This window comes from Streptomyces sp. NBC_00075 (assembly GCF_045041225.1).
GTDB lineage: Bacteria > Actinomycetota > Actinomycetes > Streptomycetales > Streptomycetaceae > Streptomyces > Streptomyces adonidis.
On the sequence record NZ_CP108243.1, the window covers coordinates 3,652,757 to 3,673,280 of the forward strand.

Genomic DNA, 20,524 nt, shown 5'->3' on the forward strand with positions numbered 1-20,524 from the left:
GAGTGGTGAGGACGGCCTGCGCGTACGTCTGCGTCACGCGGGCCCTGCCGGGCTGAACATGCCACGGCCTTACCCCATGGTACGGGCCCGGCGGAGCGGGGGCTCGCCGGGCCGTCCGGGTGAGGCGACCGTCACGGTCGGGGCGAGGCCTTGCTGCCCGGCGTGACGCCCTTCTTCAGGAAGCCCATGTCCTCGTAGAGAGGGGTCTGGAAACCGAAGGCCCCCAGGTTGGCGGCGTTCTTCCGCACGGCCAGGAGCTGGGGCCGCTGGAAGAGGGGGATCGATCCGCCGGCCGCCCAGATCCGGGCGTCGGCCTTCCGGACCAGCGAGGCGGACTTGTGCTCGTCGAGGGTGGCGATGGCCTGGTCGAAGAGCTGGTCGACCTGGTCGGTGCCGACGCGGGTGTAGTTCTGCTCGACGTTGAGCGACCCGTCGGCGGCGGGCACGGGCTTGGCGTAGATGGGCCGGGCGTCGGTGGCGGGGAAGGCGGACGCGGGCCACGAGTACAGGGCCAGGTCGTACTGCCCGGAGGCGATGTGGTCCTTGAAGTAGCTGTCGTCGGACACCTTGGTGACGGCCGTACGGATACCGACCCGGTCCAGCATCCGCGCGATCCGGTCGCCCACGGCACGCAGCGTGGCGGAGCCGGGCCCCGAGGGCAGCACGAACCGCAGGGTCAGCGCCTTGCCGTCCTTGGCGAGCGCCCCGGCGGCGGCCCCGGCGGGAGCGGGCGTGCCCTTGGGCGCGTAGGCACCGGCGGGCGCACCGCCCTGGTCCGGGTGCTTGTGGAGGGACTGCTTGCCGTCCTGGGCGAGGTTCTTCTTGCCCGACGCGTCCAGCGGGTCCTGGTGGTCCTCGCGGACGGGCTCGCCGTACGGCTTGTCGTCGTCACCGACGATGTAGTTCCCGTCCTCGCCACCGGCACTCTCGCCGGCCTTCGGGGAGGCGGTGGACGTCGCGTCGGCCTTCTTCCCCTCACCCCCGGCGACCTTCTTGGGCTTGCCGAGCGGGCCGCCCTGCACCCAGCCGGCGTCGGCGAGGAGGGCCTCGGCCTCGTCGGTGTCCTGGCCGCCGAGCGCGCCGCTGTTGTCGGCGTAGGCAATCTGTCCGGAGAGCGCGAGATGACTGCCGACCGGTACGGCGGGCAGCCCCAGCGGCTTGAGTACGAGGCCGGCCAGTTCCTCGCGGTCCAGCGCCCGGGCGACGGCGCGGCGCACCCGCTCGTCGGCGAGGGGGCCGTCGGCGCCGTTGAGGGCGAGCTGGGTGTAGGCGGGTTCGAGGGACTTGCGCACCTCGAACCCGCGCAGCGACTCCTGCTGTTCGGCGTACTTGGCGCTCGCCGCCCGCTCCTTGCTCCGCGCGACGGTCTCCTCCTCGGCGGCCTCCTCGTCGGAGCCGTGCGCGAGGGCCCAGGAACGCAGGGCGCGGGCCGGGGTGCGTGCGGCGCCGGGCCCCTGGAGGGGGGTCGACTTGCCGCGTGCGGCGAGCACGATGCGCTCGGCGTCGGCGGGGTCGATCTCGGCGACGTCGACCTTGCCGACGGCGAGCGCCCAGGCGCGCTTGTCGCGCGGTACGGCGTGCAGCACGATGCCGTCGAGCTTGGGGGTACGCCCCCACCAGCGCGGGCTGCGCACCAGGACGACGTCACCGTCCGCCTTGGCGACCTTCTTGAGGCTGAACGGCCCCGCGGTGACCTTGAGCTTCCGCCTGGCCCCGTCGTTGAAGGAGTCCGGGGTCCCCATGACCTCCTTGGGGTACAGCGGCGAGAAGAGGGACTTCCAGTCGGCGTAGGGACGGCTGAAGGTCACCTTGACCTCGAGGTCGTTCGCCCCGCGCTGCACCTTCTCGATGCGGTCGTACCCCGCGTTGCGTGCGGTCCAGTACGCCGAGTTCTTGCCGGACAGGGCACGCCACTGGGCGGCGAAGTCGGCGGCGCCGATCTCCCGGCCGTCGCTCCAGACGGCCTGCTGGTGCAGCTTGTAGAGGACGACCTGGCGGGGCTCGGTGTCGACGACCTTCGCGGACTCCAGGAAGTCGGCGTTGCGCACCGGCCGCCCGTTCGCGTCGAGCCGGAACATCGACGGCAGCACGGCCTGCGCGACCCGGGTGGTCGTGGCGTCCGCGTCCGCCTGGAAGGTGTTGAGGGTCTCCGGTACGGAGTCCACGGCCCACCGCAGCGTGCCGCCGTCGGTGAGCAGGGAGCGGGCGGCGGGGGCGATGTCCTGCCCGGCGAGCGGCTTGCTCGCCTCGTCCTCGTCACCGCCGCACGCGGTGAGCAGGGGCACGGCGAGCACGCCGGCCGTGAGAAAGGCGACCGAGCGCGTGACCGCGCGCAGTCCGACGCCGTGGTGAGACATCTCTGCTTACCTCCGAGGGCCGCGGGCGTTATGATCACTTTTGGCGGTATATGGAGCTGATCGCATGTATCCGGCCACTGAAGAGGAAAGGGTTCGGCAACGGACGGCGACACGGCGACGACAGCCGGGAAGCCCACCCGTGCGGCGCAGCGCACCCAGGGATGCACCCATACGCCTCGGCCAATCGGTGCACATCCCTTCCCACCGACAGGTGTGACGCGCAACACTCGCAGGCGCATGAACGTTGCCGTCCAAGGCCCCCGGCCTACGGAAGTGAGGTCACGTCATGTCCGTGAACGACGAACTGACGTCCATCCAGCGCTGCCTCGACGACCTGTTCCGCTCCATGGGCCGCCTGGAACAGCAGATCGGCAAGGGCGGCCTGGAACTGCGCCGCCTCCGCAGCGACGCCAACCACCTGCGCGAAAGCCTCGCGCTGCTCCGCGAGGCCGCCCCCGGGCTCGCACAGCCCCGGCGCCCCGACCTCGTGTCCATCTCCGACACCCCGTACGACAACACCCTCTGGACGGACTCGGACGACGAAGGACTCGGCGCCCACGACCGTCACGCCCCCTGAGAATCCGACCGGAGTTCTCCTTGGCCACCGATACGGAACCCCATCCTCAGAGCGGCGGTGTACGCACCCGTACACGCGCCGCCATCGACGCCCCGCACCTGCGGACCGACCGCTGGTGGCTGGCGCCCGCCGCCACGGCGGCCGGTCTGCTGGCGTTCATCGTGTACTCGACCTGGCGGGCGTTCGCGAACGCCGACTACTACGCGGCCCCGTACGTCTCGCCGTTCTACTCGCCCTGTCTGGCGGACAACTGCGCGCCCATGCGGCACGGCCCCAACGCCGACCTCTTCGGCGCCTGGTGGGGCATCTCCCCCGCGATCATCATCCTGATCTTCCCGCTGGGCTTCCGCCTGACCTGCTACTACTACCGCAAGGCCTACTACCGGGGCTTCTGGGCGAGTCCCCCGGCCTGCGCGGTCGCGGAACCGCACAAGAAGTACACGGGTGAGACCCGCTTCCCGCTGGTCTTCCAGAACATGCACCGGTACTTCTTCTACGCGGCCCTCGTGGTCGCCGGGATCCTCACCTACGACACGGTCCTGGCCTTCCGCGACGAGCACTACAACTGGGGCCATATGGGCCTCGGTTCGCTGGTCTTCCTGCTCAACATCACGCTGATCTGGGCGTACACGCTGTCCTGCCACTCGTGCCGGCACATCGTCGGCGGCAAGCTCAAGCACTTCTCCAAGCATCCCGTGCGCTACCGCGCCTGGCAGTGGGTCGGGAAGCTGAATGACCGTCACATGCTGCTCGCCTGGGCGTCGTTGGTGAGCGTGGCGCTCGCCGACTTCTATGTGTATCTGGTCGCCTCCGGCGCTTTCGATGATCCGAGGTTCTTCTGATGTCTGTCGTCGACCGGCAGGAATGGGACGTCGTCGTGGTCGGCGCGGGCGGCGCGGGACTGCGCGCCGCCATCGAGGCACGCGAGCGGGGCGCCCGTACGGCCGTGATCTGCAAGTCCCTCTTCGGCAAGGCGCACACGGTGATGGCCGAGGGCGGGATCGCCGCCGCCATGGCCAATGTGAACAGCCACGACAACTGGCAGGTCCACTTCCGCGACACCATGCGCGGCGGCAAGTTCCTCAACCAGTGGCGGATGGCGGAGCTGCACGCGCAGGAAGCGCCGGACCGGGTCTGGGAGCTGGAGACCTGGGGCGCCCTCTTCGACCGGACGAAGGACGGCCGGATCTCCCAGCGCAACTTCGGCGGCCACGAGTACCCGCGCCTCGCGCACGTCGGTGACCGCACGGGCCTGGAGCTCATCCGCACCCTCCAGCAGAAGATCGTCTCCCTCCAGCAGCAGGACAAGAAGGAGACCGGCGACTACGAGTCCCGGCTGAAGGTCTTCCAGGAGTGCACGGTCACCAGGGTGCTGAAGAACGGTGACCGCGTCTCCGGTGTCTTCGCCTACGAGCGCGAAACGGGCCGTTTCTTCGTCCTCGAAGCCCCGTCCGTCGTCATCGCGACCGGTGGCATCGGCAAGTCCTTCAAGGTGACGTCGAACTCGTGGGAGTACACGGGCGACGGCCACGCGCTGGCGCTGCTCGCCGGGGCGCCGCTGCTGAACATGGAGTTCGTGCAGTTCCACCCGACGGGCATGGTCTGGCCCCCGTCGGTCAAGGGCATCCTCGTCACGGAGTCGGTCCGTGGCGACGGCGGGGTGCTGCGCAACTCCGACGGAAAACGCTTCATGTTCGACTACATCCCGGACGTCTTCAAGGAGAAGTACGCCCAGTCGGAGGCCGAGGGCGACCGCTGGTACGAGGACCCGGACAACAACCGCCGACCCCCCGAACTGCTCCCCCGCGACGAGGTGGCCCGCGCCATCAACTCCGAGGTCAAGGCGGGCCGCGGCTCCCCGCACGGCGGTGTCTTCCTGGACGTCTCGACGCGGATGCCCGCCGACGTGATCCGGCGCCGACTGCCGTCCATGTACCACCAGTTCAAGGAGCTGGCGGACGTCGACATCACCGCCGAGGCGATGGAGGTCGGGCCCACCTGCCACTACGTGATGGGCGGGATCGCGGTCGAGTCCGACACCGCGGCGGCGCGCAACGTCCAGGGCCTCTTCGCGGCCGGTGAGGTCGCGGGCGGGATGCACGGCTCCAACCGGCTGGGCGGCAACTCCCTCTCCGACCTGCTGGTGTTCGGCCGCCGGGCCGGACTGCACGCGGCCGAGTACGCCAACACGCTCGCCGCCCGGCCGCGCGTGGACGACCCCCAGATCGACGAGGCGGCGGCCGAGGCCCTGCGCCCCTTCTCCGCGGAGAGCCCGGCCCCCGGCAAGGACGAGGGACGCCCGGCGGAGAACCCGTACACCCTCCACCAGGAACTCCAGCAGACCATGAACGACCTGGTCGGCATCATCCGCCGCGAGGGCGAGATGGCGCAGGCGCTGGAGAAGCTGGCCGAGTTGCGGGTACGGGCCCACCGGGCCGGTGTCGAGGGCCATCGCCAGTTCAACCCGGGCTGGCATCTCGCCCTCGACCTGCGGAACATGCTGCTGGTCAGCGAGTGCGTGGCCCGGGCGGCGTTGGAGCGCACCGAGTCGCGCGGCGGCCACACCCGTGAGGACCATCCGACGATGGACCGCGAGTGGCGCAACGTGAACCTGCTGTGCCGACTCGCCGATCCCGCCGCCGGGTTGGCGGCCACGGACCCGGTGAGCGGCCTGGTCGCCCTCACCCGCGAGACCACCGAACCCGTCCGCCCCGACCTGCTCGCCCTCTTCGAGAAAGAGGAGTTGGTCAAGTACCTCACCGACGAGGAGCTTTACGAGTGAGCACCAGCGCAGTGAGCAGCAGCTACGAGGCCCGCTTCAGGGTGTGGCGCGGTGATGTGAAGGGCGGTGGGCTGAAGGACTTCGCGGTCGAGGTGAACGACGGCGAGGTCGTCCTCGACATCATCCACCGGCTCCAGGCGACCCAGGCCCCCGACCTCGCCGTCCGCTGGAACTGCAAGGCGGGCAAGTGCGGTTCGTGCTCGGCGGAGATCAACGGGCGTCCGCGGCTGCTGTGCATGACCCGGATGTCGGTGTTCTCCCGCGAGGAGACGATCACGGTGACTCCCTTGCGGGCCTTCCCCGTTGTCCGGGACCTCGTCACCGACGTCGGCTTCAACTACGCGAAGGCCCGCGAGGTGCCGTCCTTCGTACCGCCCGCCGAACTCGGCCCCGGTGAGTACCGGATGATGCAGGAGGACGTGGACCGGCCGCAGGAGTTCCGCAAGTGCATCGAGTGCTTCCTGTGCCAGGACACCTGCCATGTGGTCCGCGACCACGAGGAGAACAAGCCCGCCTTCGCGGGCCCGCGTTTCCTGATGCGCGTCGCGGAACTCGACATGCACCCCCTGGACGCGGCGGCGGAGTCCGGCCTGGACCGCAAGAAGACCGCCCAGGACGAACACGGCCTCGGCTACTGCAACATCACCAAGTGCTGCACGGAGGTCTGCCCGGAGGGCATCCACATCACGGACAACGCGCTGATCCCCTTGAAGGAACGGGCCGTTGACCGCAAGTACGACCCGCTGGTGTGGCTGGGCTCGAAGATCAGGAGGCGTGGCGCGGGCTCATGAGCAGGCTGGACTCATGAGGAGGCTGATGACCTGTTCGAGGCTGTGCTCGGCGATCTCGCGCATGAAGGCGGGGTCCGGGAACGCGCCCACGTCGAGGAGTCGCAGCGGGCCCGTGGCCAGCGAGAGGTGCATGGCGAGCCGGTAGAGGCGCAGCCGGTTCGGGTCGAGGTCCGGAGCAGCCAGGCTTCGGTACAGCGTCCCGAACCGCTGGCGCAGGAACACGTGCTCCCACTCCGCGTCGAAGTACAGCAGTCCCTCGATGTCGATGAGCGCCGGTTCACCGTCGGGGGTCACCAGGACGTGGTCCGGGCCGAGTTCGCCGTGGATGAGGGGGAGCGGTCCGGTGCGGGGGCGGACCTCGGCCGCCAAGTGCCGTACCAGGGCCGCCAGTTCGCCGTGCAGGGCGGCGGCTCGTGGCTGTCGTACGACGAGGTCGTCGAGGTCGTGCAGCGCACGGTCCATGAGGATCCGCTCGCACGAACTCCCGTACGACACCCCGCCCTTGTCGACGAGGCCGACCTTGCCGAGGCGGGGTCCGGTGGTGCCGTGCAGTACGCCGAGCAGGTCCGCGAGCCGGTCCAGCACTTGGGCGCCGGTCTCCGGGTCGTGCTCCAGGAGCACCTCCAGGTCACCGCCGCCCGGGTGCCCCCGTACGTCCTCGACGACCGCCGCGTCCGCCGGGAGGTGGGTGTGCGCGGGGTCGGCGTACAGGAGGCGCGGGGTGCGGACGCCGACGGCCGCGAGGCGGTCGTGGCACGCCGTGAACAGGTCGAGGCCGGTGGCGTGGGCGAGGGGGTCGCGGTGGTCGACGGGGCCAGCGTCCCAGAGGTCCTCGTCCGGCGACCAGACGTACGCGATCGCCGTCGTGCCGTCGTCGAGGGCGAGCCGGTAGACGCCCTTCTTGCTGCCGCCGCGCAGCCGGGTGACCCCGGCCAGGCGCCGGGCCGGGCCGAGGGCGGCGCGGGTGAGGGGGGCGAGGTCGGTGGCGGTGAGTTCCCTGCGGGGCGTGCCGGTCACGCGTCGAGGCGTCGGCGGGTGGACAGCAGTTGGAGCCAGGCGCCCGCGATCATCAGCAGCAGGCCGGTGATGAAGGCGGCGGTATGGAGGGTCTCCGAGCTGCCGGGCCCGTCGAACGCCGAGTACGCCATCTGGACGAGCAGCCCCGCGCCGAAGAGCATCAGCCCGTAGCCCCACATCTCGGGGCGCACGACACGACGCCGCTGCCACGGCAGCACCCAGCCGGTCCTGACCGCCACCGCACCGCACACGACCAGTCCGCTCGCCATCAGCGCGGCCGTCCCCAACAGGTACCAGTGCATCCCCCGCCCCCTTCGAACATGCCTACGGGACCTTACCCATTCTCCCCCTCCCGCCACCCCTGCCCCGTCCCGGTCGCGGTTCCGCGATCATCCCCATACGCTCGCAAATGTGACGCCCTCCCTTACCAGGGGCCGGCCACGGCGAGCCGCGTCCCACATACCCGTGCGCCTGGCGCATACCGCCCTGGGCGGGGCGATCGGGGTGATGTGGCTGGTGCTGCCCGGAGTGACGGCGGACCACTCGGACCATGAGGTTCCCGTGTCGGCGGTCGGCAGCGCGCACGGGACCGCGGCCCAGGAGGACGAGACCTCCACGGGCGATCTGGTCCTGCCCCTCGTGGCGGCGGGCACGGCGACCGCGGTGGCCGCGTACGCCTACGCCCGCCGCAGACGCCGGGCCCGGACCCACACGCCCGCGACCGCCGGCGCCGGGCCCGCCCAGGTCCCGCCCCCGGCCCCGGAACTCGACCGGCAGGCCCGCAGGTCGCTGGTCACGGCCGACGACTGCGTACGCACCAGCCGTGAGGAACTCGGCTTCGTGGAGGGGCTGTTCGGGGCCGAGGCGGTCGCGCCCTTCACGGAGGCCGTGCGCTATGCCGAGGCCGAGCTGTCGGCCGCCTTCCAGCTGCGCCAGACGTACGACGACAACCCTACGGACGCCTCCCGGGACATCCTCGACGAGATCGTCGCGCGGTGCGTCGACGCGGGCCGGCGACTGGACGCGGAGGCCGCCGGCTTCGACCAACTGCGCGCCCTGGAACAGGACATGAGCGGCGCCCTGAGACACGCCGAGGTGCGCTTCCGGGAGCTGAACGGCCGTACGGGAGCCGCCGGGTCGACCCTGGCGGACCTCGGTGAGCGGTACGCGCCCACCGCGTCCTTCTCCGTCTCCGGCCAGGTCGAACAGGCCAAGGACCGGCTGGTGTTCGCCACGACCGGGCTCAACAGGGCCCGCCAGTCCGCCGACTTGGGCGAGACGGACCGGGCAGTGCTGCATCTGCGCGCCGCCGAGGGCGCGATCGCCCAGGCCGAGGTGTTCGTCGACGGCGTCGACCGCCTCGCGTCCGCGCTGGCCGCCGCCGCACAGGCGCTGCCGGAGGCCCTGGACGAGGCGGAGGCGGCGGTCGTGGAGGCACGGGAGCGGCCGACGGCGGAGGAGCCCGTCGGCGCGCTGGAGGGACATGTCCGCCGCGCCGAGGCCACGCTGGCCGCCGTACGGGAAGAGGCCGCCGCCGGGCCCTACGACCCCCTGGAGGCCCTGCGACGGGTCGCGGAGGTGTGCGCACCCCTCGGGGCGGTCCCCGGCGCCGTCCGGCTCGTCGCACGCGGGTCCACCGCCGACGCGGACGGCCTGATCGGCACACACCGGGGCGCGGTGGCCGCCGAGGCCCGAACCCGCCTGGCGGAGGCCCGCCGACTGCTGGACCGCGACCCGGCGGAGGCCGACACCTTCGCCCGCCAGGCCCGAGAACTGGCCGAACGGGACATCCGCGCCCACGGAAACCCGTACGGCGGCCGCCCCGAACACACGAACGGCGTCGCCGGAGCAGTCCTGGGCGGAATCCTCCTCGGCGACCTACCGGACGCCCGCCCGGACACCCTGACAGGCGGCGCACCGGTTTCGTTCGGCGGCCCGGCAACACGGGCACGACGGGGGTAGCCCCCCAAGGGGGCGCGCCCCAAAAGGGGCGCGGGGAACTGCGCGACCAGCCACGACGGACCAGCAGCCGCAAGACGACACACCGAGGCAGGACAGTGGGCGCTCACCTGACGAGCACCCCGCCCAGCGCCCCGTAAGAACTCTCCGTGAACTCCGTAAGAGCGAGTCTGTCCGTCAGAACAGACTCAGCAGCGCCTCCGCCGGGTCCGCGAGGACCGTTCCCCCGTCGGGAAGCGGCAGCTCGAACCACACCGTCTTCCCCCGGGGGGTCCTGCGGGAGCCCCACGCCGCGCTGAGCAGGCCGACCAGCTGGAGGCCACGGCCACCCTCGTCCGTGTCGCGGGCGCGGCGGCGCCGAGGCTGGACCAGGCCCGCGTCCCAGACCTCGCACACCAGCATCCGGTCGAGGAGCAGACGGAGCCTGATCTCGCCCTCGCCGTAGCGCAGCGCGTTGGTGACCAGCTCGCTGACCAGCAACTCCGTGGTGTCGATGAGGGGTTCGAGGCCCCACGCGGTGAGCTGCGTGCGGGTGTACTCACGGGCGCGGCCCACGCTGCGCGGTTCGCGCGGCAGGGTCCAGTCGCCGACGGAATCGGCGGGCAGCCCCTGGACACGTGCCATCAGCAGGGCGATGTCGTCCTCGCCGTGGTGGGTGTCGAGGGTGTTGAGGACGTGGTCGCAGACGTCCTCCAGCGGCTGGGAGGGGTCGCTGAGGGCGCCGACGAAGGCTTGCAGTCCCTCGTCGAGGGGGTGGTCGCGGGATTCGACCAGTCCATCCGTGTAGAGCGCCAAAAGCGAACCTTCGGGGAGTTCGACCTCGACCTCCTCGAACGGCTCGCCGCCGACGCCGAGCGGCATGCCCGGCGGCACGTCGAGCATCAGCGCGTCCTCGCCCGGCTCCAGGAGGACGGGCGGCAGATGGCCGGCGTTGGCGAAGGTGCACCGGCGGGTCACCGAGTCGTAGACCGCGTAGATGCAGGTCGCGAGGTACACCTCGGAGAGGTCGGCGTCGCGGGGCTGGCGGGCGGCACGGGTGGCCTGCTGGACGCCGCCGGGGGTGCCGAGGCCGCGCGCGATCTCGTCCAACGCCGACAACACCTCCGCCGGTTCGAGGTCCAGGAGGGCCAAGGTGCGGACCGCCGTGCGGAGTTCACCCATCGCCACGGCGGCGCGCAGCCCCCGTCCCATCACGTCGCCGACCACCAACGCGGTGCGGTTGCCGGGGAGTTCGATGACGTCGAACCAGTCGCCGCCGACCTCGGTGGCCGCGTTGCCGGGGAGATACCGGCAGGCGATGTCCAGGCCGGAGGCCTCCGGATCGCCGGGCGGAAGCAGCGACCGCTGGAGGATCAGGGCCCGTTCGTGCTCGCGGCGGTACAGGCGGGCGTTGTCGATACAGACAGCCGCTCGTGCGGCCAATTCCCAGGCCAGCGCCCGGTCCCGCTCACCGAACGGCTCGCTGCCCTTCGTACGGGAGAACTGGGCGAGGCCCACGACGGTGTCGTGGGCGACCATCGGGACGGCCAGGGTGGACTGGATGGCGCCGTTGTCCTCGGCGGGGACGAGTTGGGGGCGGGCGGTGCGCAGGGCGTCCGCGCAGGGCGAGTTGAACGGGAAGTGGTGCACGGCGCCGACGGCGACGGGTGCCTTGCCGCCCGCGAAGGGCGCGTCGGAGACGGCGCTGGCGTAGGCGACTCGGCGGAGTTCCGCGCTGCCGTCGGCGAGCCCGGGCGGGGTCTCGTCGCCCGCCAGCAGACCCTGGTAGAGGTCGACGGTCGCGAGGTCGCAGAAGCCGGGGACGACGACGTCGAGGAGTTCGCGCGCGGTCGTTTCCAGGTCCAGGGAGTTCCCGATGCGGGAGCCGGCCTCGTTCAGAAGGGCGAGATTGCGCCGCGCGGCGGCGGCCTCGCGGGCGGCGGCGCGGCGGGCGGTGATGTCGAGGGCGAGCCAGGCGACACCGATGGGGCGGCCGGAGCCGCTGTGCACGCGGTACAGGTTGACCGACCAGTGCCGGCGCTCGTCGGAGCCGGGCACGAAGCCGGTGATGTGCATGTCCGTGATCGAGTCGCCGGTCTCCAGGACCCGGCGCAGCGTCGCGGAGACCCGCTCGGCCTCGGGAGAGCGCAGGTAGTCGTAGACACCACGGCCCCGGTGGTCGTCGACCGTGCCGCCGTAGATCGAGGCGAAGCGCTGGTTGGCGCGCCGGATGCGGAGATCGGTGTCGATGAGCAGGAAGCCGAACGGAGATTGTCCGAATATCGCCTGCGAAGCGGCGAGGTCGGTCTCGATCTGACGCAGCGTCCGGACATCGACGACGATGCAGACGGCGGCCTTCTCGCCCTCCTCCGTCCGCGTCGGCATCACATAGACCTCGGCGAGGCCCTCCCGCGGACCGTCCTCACCCGGCCCGGACTCGCGGACACGGAACGGCACGACGCCGGTCCACTCCCGGCCGTCGAGGATCTCCGCCATCTTCCGCTGGCCGCGCTCGCGCAGATCGGGGTCGATGAACGCCTCGATGGGGTCCATGCCCACGGCGCGCCCGGCGGGGATGCCGAAGATCTTCTCGGCGCGCAGGCTCCACTGGTCGACGAGGCCGTCGGGGCCGATGGAGAACGACGCCACCTTGATGTAGTCGTAGATCGAGCCGGGCGGGCTGCTCTGCCACATGGGGTCACCTGTCACGTCACGCGCGTAGTCCTGCGCGGTGTCACGTGTCGTATCGCGCACCGGCCCGCCCATGGTGCCACGCGTGGTTTCACGTGTCGCATCGCGTATCGCGTCACCGTCCGCGGAACTCCTGACACCCGTCGCACGACGTGGCGCACCGGCCGCGGCATCACCCGCGGCCCCCGCACTCGCGCCGCCCGACGGGTCCTTGGACTCCGTGGCCTTCGCTGGTATCTCGCTCACGCGAACCGTCCCCTCCAGCTCACCGCGTCCGGCACCGGTCACCGGGGGCGGCTGCCCGCAGTATCCAGCACTACGGCGCCCCACAACACGGTGTTCACGATCACGGGACAATCCCGATGCTTTTCGGACCGGCCCGCGACAACACTCCCAGTCTTCTAACCAGGGGAGTACCCGTCGAACCCCGATCGACGACAACTGCCAGTGGCCTGAACCACAAGGTCGACAGCTCAGGGGCGGGCGTACAGCCGATGTTCACACCGGCGCACGGTTCGTCGCTCTCCGTGCACGGGTCCGCTCCGCCCTCGCTCAGCCCGGTACCGACAGCTCGAACCACACCGTCTTGCCCGCGTCGGCGGGGCGGGTGCCCCAGCGGCTGGAGGAGCGGGCGACCAGCTGGAGTCCCCGGCCGCCCTCCTCGTCGGGCCGGGCGGCACGCTCGCAGGGCAGGTCGGGCAGCGGGTCGGAGACCTCGACCAGGAGCGTGGCGGAGATCCCGGCGGGCCGTACCAGCCGTACGCCGATGGGGCCCGTGGCATGCCTGAGGGAGTTGGTCACCAGCTCGCTGACCAGCAGGGCGGCGATGTCACCGAGGGCGTCGAGCCCCCAGCTGCGCAACTGTCCGCGCACGACCGCACGGGCTGCGCGCACGGCGCCGGGCTCCGCGGGAAAGCTCCACTCGGCGCAGTCGCCTTCGGTGTCGATCACGCCGATCACTTCCCAGGCCAGCGACCCACCCATGTCCGGTTTCGTGGGGTTAATGGGCACATACCCGATATTCACGGCCCAGTACCGCCTCCGAGGGCGCACTGTGGCACGAACGGCGTACGGGGCGTGCACACCGGGAGCCTTCGACACCGCCCACTCCTCCCATGCCCTCGGCGGCGCCCCCGTCGGCTCAGCCGAGCCGGGCGACCGCTTCCCGGACCGCCGGTACGTCCTGATCCAGCCAGTCCACGTCCCAGATCTCGGCCGGGGCCAGCCAGCGCAGTTCGTCGTGGTCCTGGAGGGGCTTCGGCTCGGCCGAGCCGGCCGGGAGCCGCGCGGTCCAGACCCACAGGACGTACGGCGGTTTCAGGGGCCACTCCCCCGGGATGCGCTCGACGGGTTCCGCGTCGACGCCCAGTTCCTCACGCAGTTCGCGTACGAGGGCGCCCTCGGGCGTCTCACCGGGTTCGACCTTGCCGCCGGGCAGTTCCCAGCGGCCGGCCAAGTCGGGGGGCGCGCTGCGGCGGGCGGCGAGGAGGTGTCCGTCGCGCAGCAGGGCGGCGCCGACCACGACGATCCGCGCGGTCGGAGGTGTCCGTTCCGTCATGGGCCGGAGCCTACGGGAGCGGGGTCACCTGGTTCCGTTCTGCCCGATCCGTTCGACCCAGTAGAGCTGCTTGTGGCCGCGGTCGTCGAGGCTGTCGGCGATCTTCTGGGCTTCCGCACGGGTCGCGTACCGGCCCACGCGGTAGCGATTGCCGTTGTCGTCCTGCCGTATGACGAGCCAGGGAAGAGTGATCGTCCCGTCGCTCATGGAGCCCCTCCACTTCCCGCCCCCGGCTTGCGCCGCGCCCCGCCCGCTAAGGAAACCGCAATCCGCATATGCCCGACCCTACGCCTAACCTTTACGCAGCGAATACGGAATTTCACAAAGAGGTACGCAACCGGCCAGGGCCCAGGGGGCGCACGACATCGAACGCGCCGTCGAAAGGGCACGGTGTGTCCGGTCAGCGGCACACCGTGCCCCACGGGGCGACCTGCGAGAACGGCCAGAATCCAACGGCCCGGTGGGCGGCGGTGGTTGGCGGGGCAGCGGTGAAGAGGGGAGCGTTCGAGAAGTCAACCGCCCCTGCGTGTGGGCTACTTCACGGGATCGGGGGCGGGCGGGCGGTTTCCCGGAACGGGGGACCGGAATCGGAGACCGGAATCAGCGAGCGGATTCGGCGAGCGGCGGAGCTACTTCACCGGCAGGTGGTACGCGACCTGGTAGCGGTCCGCGGGGATCACGACGTCGGCCGTCTCGACCGGGCGCCCCGAGGCGTAGTAGGTGCGGTGCACGACGAGCACCACATGCCCGGGGACACCGCCCAGGGCCTGTAGTTCCTCGGCGAGGCCGGGGCGGGCGCCGACCTCCTCCGTGACGTTGTCCACGATCACGTCGATGGCCGCCATGCGCTCGACGACGCCCATCCCGCCGAGCGGGCCCTCCTCGGGCAGCATCACCGGCGTACGACCGGTGACCGCGAGGGGCTCCCAGGAGGTGGAGAGCATCATCACCTCGCCGGCGTCCCGGAAGACGTACTTCGTGCACATCACGCGGTCGCCGGGCAGCAGACAGAGCCGCTCGGCGATGGCACCGCTCGCCTCGGTCTGCGCACTGCTGGACTCCCAGGTGCCGCGCGCCTCCGCGTCGGACTGCTCCTGCCGGAACGGTGTCGCTCCGCCGTCGGGCCGGAAGCCGGAGCGGGCGATCCGGCGCGGCACGGGACGCTCGCGCACATACGTCCCCGACCCGGAGCGGCCCTCGACGAGCCCCTCGGCCATCAGCACCTTGCGCGCCTCCAGCGCGACCGTGTCCGAGACGCCGTACTCCTCCCGGATCCTGGCCTGGGAGGGGAGGCGGGTGTGCGGTGGCAGCGAACCGTCGACGATCTTCTGTCGTAGATCACCCGCGACACGCAGGTAGGCCGGCTGCTCACCGAATGTCACGGGCCGCTCCCATCAGGTTGTACAGACAGCAACAGCCTGGCAACCATGGGTTGCGACATGCAAGCAAAGGCCAGGGAATCACTCGATGTGATGACTTGCGTCGCCGGGAGGCATGGCGGGGGCATGGGACGAGTGCCTGCGCGGGCGCGCCGCGCAGGCACGTTCTCCCCGCTCCGGCCGCCGTCACACATCGATGCCGGTGTCCCCGCCGGTGTCCTCGCCGGTGCCCTCCGGGTCGTAATCGGGCGGGGTCGTCGCGAGGCCCAGCGCCTTGCGCGCGGTGACCGTACGGTCGGAGTCGAGCAGCGAGTAGCCGGTGTCGTAGTGGCCGTAGAAGGTGTCCACGTCGGTGGCGACGGCCGCCTTCGCCCACTCCAGGCGCGCGCTGCGCAGGTCCTTCACGAGTGCGGCGACGCCGGGCGAGGCCGTGGCGGCGAACCGGTGTTCGGTGAGCAGGCCGATCTGCTGGTCGAGCGCGTCCGCCATCTGCGCCGCCCACTCCTTGTGCCCCGGCAGGTCGTCCTCGACGTACTCCTCCACGGGCTCCGCGTCCATCGCCGTGTTGAGGATCTGGGCCGCCTTCAGATACGTCAGCTGGTCGGCGTCGAGCGTCGTCGCGTCCTTGCGCAGGGAGCCGGTGAGGGTGCCGTCCGTCTCGACGCTGCCGAAGACGCAGGTGACCTCGTGGTCGCCGAGGCGCCAGCTCTGGCGGGTCGGAGTGAGGTAGTAGACGTCGACGTCGTCGGGCACGGCCCAGGCGTCCATCGCGTAACTGTCCTCAAGGGCATAGCACTTGTCGTCGGCGATCTCGGTGACGCGGTCGTCGCCCGGGTAGGAGCCGGACGGGAGCTGGAAACTGGCGAAGACCTCGCCGTCGTGGGCGGTGGAGCAGGGCACGGTGTCGACGTCGTACGCGTAGCCCTCCAGGGAGCCGTCCAGGGAGTTGAAGCAGTCGCCCTTGGCGAGGGAGAAGGTGCTGTTGCTGTCCTCGGCGGCGTCCTTGAACCCGTCCCAGGCATCGGAGAGGCCTCCGGTGCCGAGGAGCAGCGCCCAGAGGGCGAGCCCGACGGTCGACAGCACGGAGCCGGCGATCGCCATGCCCTTGCCGCGCTCGCCCTTCTTGCGGATCTGTACGAGGGCGACGATGCCGAGGACGAGGCCGAGGGCGGGCAGGAAGCAGAGGATGCCGAGTACGAGGGAGGCGATGGCTACGCCGTTGACGGGGGTGGGCCGGTTGTACGGGGAGTAGCCCTGGGCCCAGGGGGCGTAAGGGGCTTGGGGGTAGCCCTGGTACGGGGAGTAGGGCCCCTGGGGTTGCTGCGGCTGGCCGGGTCCAGGGGGCGGGGGTATGGCCACGAGCGGGAGGCTCCTCGTCGGGGTGGTGGGAACTGACGTACGACTTGGCGCATGTTAGGGGAGTTTCGCCCCCGCCGCCCCTACCCGTTCCCATCCCTGGGGGCTGCCGCCCCCAGACCCCCGCTGTCGGCCTGAACGGCCTCGTCCTCAAACGCCGGACGGGCTGGGGTGCCGGGGCTCGCCTTGCAGCATCCGCGCCGGTCACCTCGGCCAACCCGCTTTTCTGCTGGGGGTCCGGGGGTTATCCCCCGGGAGATGCAGTCAGCCCGTCCGGCGTTTGAGGACAAGGGGGTTCGGGGGCAGCGCCCCCGAGAATGGGACGGGTAGGGGCGGCGGGGGCGAGGAGAAACCGGGCGCGCTCGCAACTACTCTGCGTGCATGACCCCACTGCCGGACTGTTACTGCCCCACGGACGGCACCCGCGTCCCCGCGGGCACCCTCACCTGGCGCTGCCCCCTCTGCCAAGGCCCCCTGGACCTCGACTTCGCCCCCACCCCCGCCTCTCTCAAGTCCCTCACCGGCAGAGTGAACTCCCTCTGGCGGTACGCCGAAACCCTCCCCCTCCCCACCCCCACCACAACCCTCGGCGAGGGCCGCACCCCCCTCGTCGAACTCCGCCCCGGCATCTCCGCGAAGCTCGACTTCCTGATGCCGACCCTCTCCTTCAAGGACCGCGGCGCCGTACTCCTCGCCGAACTCGCCCTCCGGCTGAGCCCGCATCAGGTCGTCGCCGACAGCAGCGGCAACGCGGGCACCGCGATCGCCGCCTACTGCGCCCGCGCCCGCCTCCCCTGCACGGTGTACGTCCCCGACGGCACCTCCGCGAAGAAACTGGAACAGATCGAGGCACACGGGGCCAGGGTCCAGGTCGTCGACGGCAACCGGGACGCCGCCGCGGCAGCGGCCCGTACGGCGGCCGACGCCCCGGGCACCTTCTACGCCTCCCACGTCTACAACCCGTACTTCCTGCACGGCACGAAGACGTACGTCCACGAGCTGTGGGAGGACATGGGCGGCCGGCTCCCCGAGGTGATCGTCGTCCCGGTCGGCAACGGCACCCTGCTGCTGGGCGCGGCCCTCGCCGTCGCCGAGCTGCACGGGGCGGGCCTCATCGACCGACGCCCCGCCCTGTACGCCGTACAGGCCGCCGCGGTCGCCCCACTGGCGCACGCCTGGGCCGAGGGCGCCACCGACCTGACCGGCAGCGCCCCGCCCCCGCCCTCCCCCACGCTCGCGGAGGGCATCGCGATCCCCGACCCGCCCCGCGCCCGCCAGATCCTGCGCGCGGTACGCGACTCGGGCGGCACGTTCCTCACGGTGACGGAGGATCAGATCCGGCACGCGCAAAGGGACTTGGCGTCACAGGGCCTGTACGTGGAGTCGACCGGCGTGGCCTGCTGGGCGGCGGTACGGGAGGGGGCGCTCGGGGCGCGCACGGCGGTGGTGCCGTTGTGCGGGGCGGGGCTCAAGACCGGCCTGGCGCCCGCCTGATATCCGCATATCCACCGCTCCCAGCCTCAGGCATCCCCGAACGCCGTCGCCCGCGTCCGCTTCTCCCAGCCGGCGACATCACCCCGTACGCCGTCCAGATGGTCGAGCACGGCGGTGACCGCGTCGTCGCCGAGGGGCAGGCGCAGCGGGGGGTGTTCGGCGTCGACGGCGGCGAGGATCAGGGCCGCCGCCTTCGCCGGGTCGCCCTGCTGGGCGCCGTCGTTCTCGGCGACCATGCGCCGGACCGCGCCGACCGTGGCGGTGTAGGCGCCGAGGTCCCGGCTGGTGCCCGCCCGGCCGCTGTCGAACAACTCGGTCCTGAAGACGCCCGGTTCGACGATCAGCACCTTGATCCCGAAGCCGCGGACCTCCGCCGCGAGCGCCTCGGACATGCCCTCCAGCGCGAACTTCGTTCCGCTGTACGCCGCGAAGCCCGGCGTGGACACCTGCCCGCCCGCGCTGCTCATCTGCACGATCGTGCCCGAGCCCCGTTGCCGCATGTGCGGCAGTACAGCCCGTACGAGCGCGGCGGGTCCGAACACATGCAGGTCGAACAGGGCACGGAGTTCGGCGTCGGTGGTCTCCTCGAAGGCACCGACGTGTGTACGCCCCGCGTTGTTGACGAGCACGTCGATCCGCCCGTGCCAGGCGACCGTGTCCTCCACGGCGGTCCGGATCGCGGCCAGGTCGGTGACGTCCAGGCGCAGTGCCTGGACCTGTTTGGGATGGGCGGCCACAAAGCCGTCCAAGGCGCCCGTACGCCGTGCGGCACCGACGACCACATCGCCCGCGGCGACCGCCGCCTCGGCGACGGCCCGCCCGAAGCCACTGCTCGCACCGGTGATGAACCAGACCCTGCTCATGAGGTCAGCCCCCTTTTGACCGCTGTCCGCTCACTGCCCCGACTGTTGACAAGCTCGGGGAGCAGCCTAGAGGGAGCACGGCTTCCGTAGGGTGGCGTACGCCTTCACAGGGCCGAATAAAGTCCCTGGTCGGCGAGGCGTCGACCGGGGTTCAGCCGCTCACCGCCCGCAGCGCGCCCGGCCTGCGGCCGTTGAGGCGGTCGAGGGCGGTCGCCGTGGCCTCGTCGGCCGGGATGTGCACCACCAGTCGCCGGCCCTCGTCGCGGAGTACGAGCGTCTCGTACGACAGCCGCAGTCGTCCCGCCTCCGGGTGGTCCACCAGCTCGGTCCCGAACCGGGCGGGTGTGACCGGAACGGCGGTGAGCCGGTCCCTGAACGGCGCCCCGGCCGCCGCGAGTTCCTCGGCCAGGGCGGTCACATGGGGGTCGTTCAGGGAGGTCTCGTCGCGCATGTGGGCGATCTGTTCGTCGGCCTGCCGCTCCCATCCCGGGTAGACCGCGCGGGCCCGGTCGTCGGTGAACAGGTACCGCAGGACGTTGGGCGGATCCCCGTCGAGCAGGCCCAGCGGGCGGGCGTACCGCTCGTAGCCCTCGGTGTACGCCACGATGTCGCCCATCCAGTTGAGCAGAACGGCCGGCGCGGGCTCCAACCCGTCGAGGAGCGCCCGGAGGGTGGGGCGGACCGTGCGCACCAGCGGTGCGGTGACCGTCCGGCACACCGACTGGCCCTCTCCGTGTTCCTTGGCCAGGCGGTGCAGCAGCAGACGGTCCGCCGTCGGCAGCCGCAGGACCTCGCCGATCGAGGCGAGGACCTGGGGCGACGGGTTGCGGTCGCGGCCCTGTTCGAGCCGGGTGAGGTACTCGACGCTGATACCGGCGAGAGTGGCCAGCTCGGCCCGGCGCAGCCCTGGTGTACGACGGCGGGCGCCCGGGGGCAGCCCCACCTCGGCGGGGGTGACGGCCTCGCGGCGGGTGCGCAGGAAGGTGCCCAACTCGTTGGCGCTCACGTGTCGAACGTACAGCGGGCGCCACCGCGGAGGATGGCCCTGCCACTACCACCCTTGGCCCGGCCTCCCTCTCCCGCCGCGGGGCCCACACGCTGAGGCCATGAGCAACGACAACGCCACGAACACCACCGCCGCCACTTCCGTCAGCGATCTGCCCCTCTCCCCCGGCGACTGGGAACTCGACACCCTCCACTCGGCCGCCAACTTCACCATCCGCCATCTCGGGATCACCAAGGTGCGCGGCCGGTTCACCGACCTGAAGGCGGTCCTGTACGTCGGCGAGACGGCCGCCGACGTGCGGGTGAGCGCCGAGATCGCCCTCGCCTCCATCGACACCGGCAACCCCGACCGCGACGCGCACACCCGCTCGGCCGACCTGCTCGACGTGGAGAAGCGCCCGACGATGACGTTCCGCTCGACCCGTGTGTCCGGGGCGGACGAGGACTGGACGATGGAGGGCGACCTGACCATCGGGGACGTGACCCGCCCGATCACGTTCGCCGTCGAGCTGGGCGGCGTGGCGGTCTTCCCCGTGGACCGGCGAAACCACGCCGGCTTCGAGGCGACGGGCGAGATCCGCCGCAGCGACTACGGCCTGGACTTCGGCACCGGTCTCCTCAGCGACGCGGTCAAGATCCATCTGGACATGCAGTTCATCGGACCGGAGGGCGCGGAGGGCACGGAGAGTACGGAGGGTACGGACGACTGACGGTCA

The 20,524-nt window shown here is 71.4% G+C and carries 18 protein-coding genes; 7 read left to right on the plus strand and 11 right to left on the minus strand.

Annotation, left to right across the window (positions count from 1 at the left end; all coding sequences use genetic code 11):
* Window positions 1–131 precede the first annotated feature (131 nt).
* A complete protein-coding gene (locus OG787_RS15595) occupies window positions 132–2,357 on the minus strand; it encodes an ABC transporter family substrate-binding protein (RefSeq protein WP_405535515.1) in 2,226 nt (741 codons plus the stop codon).
* 286 nt (window positions 2,358–2,643) lie between these two features.
* Between OG787_RS15595 and OG787_RS15600 the strand changes: the two genes are divergently transcribed.
* The 4 genes from OG787_RS15600 to OG787_RS15615 are packed head-to-tail and all read left to right on the plus strand — an operon-like array spanning window position 2,644 to window position 6,507.
* Complete coding sequence (locus OG787_RS15600) at window positions 2,644–2,934, plus strand: hypothetical protein (protein WP_369034935.1); 291 nt, start codon at window positions 2,644–2,646, stop codon at window positions 2,932–2,934.
* A 20-nt stretch (window positions 2,935–2,954) separates the two neighbouring features.
* Complete coding sequence (locus OG787_RS15605; protein ID WP_405535516.1) at window positions 2,955–3,776, plus strand: hypothetical protein; 822 nt, start codon at window positions 2,955–2,957, stop codon at window positions 3,774–3,776.
* Window positions 3,776–5,716: a fumarate reductase/succinate dehydrogenase flavoprotein subunit gene (locus OG787_RS15610; RefSeq protein ID WP_405535517.1), complete on the plus strand. Its 1,941-nt coding sequence runs from the start codon at window positions 3,776–3,778 to the stop codon at window positions 5,714–5,716. The genes OG787_RS15605 and OG787_RS15610 overlap by 1 nt, the downstream gene beginning before the upstream one ends.
* Window positions 5,713–6,507: a succinate dehydrogenase/fumarate reductase iron-sulfur subunit gene (locus OG787_RS15615; protein ID WP_369034938.1), complete on the plus strand. Its 795-nt coding sequence runs from the start codon at window positions 5,713–5,715 to the stop codon at window positions 6,505–6,507. The genes OG787_RS15610 and OG787_RS15615 overlap by 4 nt, the downstream gene beginning before the upstream one ends.
* Here OG787_RS15615 and OG787_RS15620 read toward each other — a convergent pair.
* Both OG787_RS15620 and OG787_RS15625 read right to left on the minus strand, forming a co-directional pair.
* Entirely contained in the window at window positions 6,502–7,524 is a 1,023-nt protein-coding gene (locus OG787_RS15620) for a phosphotransferase family protein (RefSeq protein WP_369034939.1), read from the minus strand. The genes OG787_RS15615 and OG787_RS15620 overlap by 6 nt on opposite strands.
* The gene (locus OG787_RS15625; protein WP_369034940.1) at window positions 7,521–7,826 is read right to left on the minus strand and encodes a hypothetical protein; all 306 of its coding nucleotides are present in this window, start codon (window positions 7,824–7,826) and stop codon (window positions 7,521–7,523) included. The genes OG787_RS15620 and OG787_RS15625 overlap by 4 nt, the downstream gene beginning before the upstream one ends.
* Window positions 7,827–7,989: 163 nt before the next feature.
* On the opposite strand from OG787_RS15625, the gene OG787_RS15630 reads away from it, so the two are divergent.
* The gene (locus OG787_RS15630; RefSeq protein WP_405535518.1) at window positions 7,990–9,486 is read left to right on the plus strand and encodes a hypothetical protein; all 1,497 of its coding nucleotides are present in this window, start codon (window positions 7,990–7,992) and stop codon (window positions 9,484–9,486) included.
* A 174-nt stretch (window positions 9,487–9,660) separates the two neighbouring features.
* Here OG787_RS15630 and OG787_RS15635 read toward each other — a convergent pair whose 3' ends face one another.
* The 6 genes from OG787_RS15635 to OG787_RS15660 all read right to left on the minus strand — a co-directional run bounded on the left by OG787_RS15635 (window position 9,661) and on the right by OG787_RS15660 (window position 16,449).
* Window positions 9,661–12,399, minus strand: a complete 2,739-nt coding sequence (locus OG787_RS15635; protein WP_405535519.1) for a SpoIIE family protein phosphatase — start codon at window positions 12,397–12,399, stop codon at window positions 9,661–9,663.
* 306 nt (window positions 12,400–12,705) lie between these two features.
* Window positions 12,706–13,137, minus strand: a complete 432-nt coding sequence (locus tag OG787_RS15640) for an ATP-binding protein (protein ID WP_369034943.1) — start codon at window positions 13,135–13,137, stop codon at window positions 12,706–12,708.
* Between the two features lie 157 nt (window positions 13,138–13,294).
* Window positions 13,295–13,711 (minus strand): (deoxy)nucleoside triphosphate pyrophosphohydrolase, encoded by a 417-nt coding sequence (locus tag OG787_RS15645; RefSeq protein ID WP_369034944.1) that lies wholly within the window; start codon window positions 13,709–13,711, stop codon window positions 13,295–13,297.
* Window positions 13,712–13,735: 24 nt separating this feature from the next.
* Window positions 13,736–13,918, minus strand: a complete 183-nt coding sequence (locus OG787_RS15650; protein WP_105968232.1) for an SPOR domain-containing protein — start codon at window positions 13,916–13,918, stop codon at window positions 13,736–13,738.
* Window positions 13,919–14,340: 422 nt separating this feature from the next.
* Window positions 14,341–15,093: a GntR family transcriptional regulator gene (locus tag OG787_RS15655; protein ID WP_369034945.1), complete on the minus strand. Its 753-nt coding sequence runs from the start codon at window positions 15,091–15,093 to the stop codon at window positions 14,341–14,343.
* Window positions 15,094–15,276: 183 nt separating this feature from the next.
* Window positions 15,277–16,449 carry a DUF4190 domain-containing protein gene (locus OG787_RS15660; RefSeq protein WP_405535520.1) on the minus strand — a complete coding sequence of 391 codons (1,173 nt, stop codon included), beginning with the start codon at window positions 16,447–16,449 and terminating at the stop codon, window positions 15,277–15,279.
* 378 nt (window positions 16,450–16,827) lie between these two features.
* Between OG787_RS15660 and OG787_RS15665 the strand changes: the two genes are divergently transcribed.
* The gene (locus OG787_RS15665; protein WP_369036681.1) at window positions 16,828–17,940 is read left to right on the plus strand and encodes a pyridoxal-phosphate dependent enzyme; all 1,113 of its coding nucleotides are present in this window, start codon (window positions 16,828–16,830) and stop codon (window positions 17,938–17,940) included.
* A gap of 26 nt (window positions 17,941–17,966) precedes the next feature.
* Here the strand turns inward: OG787_RS15665 and OG787_RS15670 are convergent, their stop codons facing one another.
* Window positions 17,967–18,803: an oxidoreductase gene (locus tag OG787_RS15670; RefSeq protein ID WP_369036680.1), complete on the minus strand. Its 837-nt coding sequence runs from the start codon at window positions 18,801–18,803 to the stop codon at window positions 17,967–17,969.
* Window positions 18,804–18,954: 151 nt separating this feature from the next.
* Complete coding sequence (locus OG787_RS15675; RefSeq protein ID WP_369036679.1) at window positions 18,955–19,809, minus strand: helix-turn-helix domain-containing protein; 855 nt, start codon at window positions 19,807–19,809, stop codon at window positions 18,955–18,957.
* 100 nt (window positions 19,810–19,909) lie between these two features.
* Between OG787_RS15675 and OG787_RS15680 the strand changes: the two genes are divergently transcribed.
* Entirely contained in the window at window positions 19,910–20,518 is a 609-nt protein-coding gene (locus tag OG787_RS15680) for a YceI family protein (protein ID WP_405535521.1), read from the plus strand.
* Window positions 20,519–20,524: the final 6 nt, after the last annotated feature.

What these genes read in the sequence shown, in the direction of transcription:
- OG787_RS15650 (WP_105968232.1), bottom strand. Translation starts at nt 13,918, where the DNA reads ATGAGCGACGGGACGATCACTCTTCCCTGGCTCGTCATACGGCAGGAC.
- OG787_RS15610 (WP_405535517.1), top strand. Translation starts at nt 3,776, where the DNA reads ATGTCTGTCGTCGACCGGCAGGAATGGGACGTCGTCGTGGTCGGCGCG.
- OG787_RS15680 (WP_405535521.1), top strand. Translation starts at nt 19,910, where the DNA reads ATGAGCAACGACAACGCCACGAACACCACCGCCGCCACTTCCGTCAGC.
- OG787_RS15595 (WP_405535515.1), bottom strand. Translation starts at nt 2,357, where the DNA reads ATGTCTCACCACGGCGTCGGACTGCGCGCGGTCACGCGCTCGGTCGCC.
- OG787_RS15600 (WP_369034935.1), top strand. Translation starts at nt 2,644, where the DNA reads ATGTCCGTGAACGACGAACTGACGTCCATCCAGCGCTGCCTCGACGAC.
- OG787_RS15665 (WP_369036681.1), top strand. Translation starts at nt 16,828, where the DNA reads ATGACCCCACTGCCGGACTGTTACTGCCCCACGGACGGCACCCGCGTC.
- OG787_RS15640 (WP_369034943.1), bottom strand. Translation starts at nt 13,137, where the DNA reads ATGGGTGGGTCGCTGGCCTGGGAAGTGATCGGCGTGATCGACACCGAA.
- OG787_RS15645 (WP_369034944.1), bottom strand. Translation starts at nt 13,711, where the DNA reads ATGACGGAACGGACACCTCCGACCGCGCGGATCGTCGTGGTCGGCGCC.
- OG787_RS15625 (WP_369034940.1), bottom strand. Translation starts at nt 7,826, where the DNA reads ATGCACTGGTACCTGTTGGGGACGGCCGCGCTGATGGCGAGCGGACTG.
- OG787_RS15670 (WP_369036680.1), bottom strand. Translation starts at nt 18,803, where the DNA reads ATGAGCAGGGTCTGGTTCATCACCGGTGCGAGCAGTGGCTTCGGGCGG.